This is a genomic window from Pseudomonas sp. R62, from assembly GCF_000257605.1.
Classification (GTDB): Bacteria; Pseudomonadota; Gammaproteobacteria; order Pseudomonadales; family Pseudomonadaceae; genus Aquipseudomonas; species Aquipseudomonas atacamensis.
Window position 1 is genome coordinate 1 of the sequence record NZ_AHZM01000914.1, and the last position, 836, is coordinate 836.

Genomic DNA, 836 nt, shown 5'->3' on the forward strand with positions numbered 1-836 from the left:
TGGCCGGGCCCACCAGGGTTCTTTGCTGAGGATCTCGCGCATGGCAGCCTCCGGTTGATGGCAATCCTTGAACTATAGCTTCCTGTCGCGAGTCGTCAGAACAGGCTGTGTAGAATCGGCGCGATCATGACGATATGGGGGGGCAGGGCGATGATGGATGAAGTGCGCAGGGATGAACCGTCGAAACGGCTGTTTTTCGCTTTGGACTGCCCACCGGCGCAGCGCAAGGCGATCGCCCAGTGGCGCGCGGAGCTGGGTCTGCGCAGCGGCAAACCGGTGCCGGCGGATAATTTTCATCTGACCCTGCTGTTTCTCGGTGCGGTGCCGCTGGCGCAGATTCACGGCGTATGCGAAGCAGCGGGCAGTGTGCGTATTCCCGGCGAAACGTTGCGCATTGAGCTGGATCGCTTGCAGGTCTGGCATCGCCCCGGTGTGCTATCGCTGGCACCGGAACAGGCGCCGCCGGCGTTGTTGCGCCTGGTCTACGCGCTGGAGCAGGCGATGCTGCCGTTCGGTTTTGACGAGCCCACCCACGAGTTCCGCCCGCACCTGACACTGGCCCGCGAATACCGCGCGCCGGAGCCGGAAGCGCGCACGCCGCCGGAGTTCGTTCTGCGTGCCGAACGCTTCGCTCTGTTCGAATCGCACAAGGGGCGGTATCGGGTTGTGCAGGACTGGCCGTTGATCTGAACGGACAAAAAAAGGCGCCCGAAGGCGCCTGCAAATTCACCCGAGCCGAGGGAGCCGGGTGAGGCCGTTCAGAGCAGGGTGCAGCGGTGGTAAGGCGCTGCGTGAACGGAAAATTTTCAGCACTGCATTGATCGTTCCCACGCTCC

1 protein-coding gene is annotated in these 836 nt (G+C 63.2%); it reads left to right on the top strand.

Annotated elements, in window-relative coordinates; genetic code table 11:
• Positions 1–150 precede the first annotated feature (150 nt).
• Positions 151–690: an RNA 2',3'-cyclic phosphodiesterase gene (thpR, locus tag OQK_RS01085; protein ID WP_016770731.1), complete on the top strand. Its 540-nt coding sequence runs from the start codon at positions 151–153 to the stop codon at positions 688–690.
• Positions 691–836: the final 146 nt, after the last annotated feature.

What these genes read in the sequence shown, in the direction of transcription:
- thpR (WP_016770731.1), top strand. Translation starts at nt 151, where the DNA reads ATGATGGATGAAGTGCGCAGGGATGAACCGTCGAAACGGCTGTTTTTC.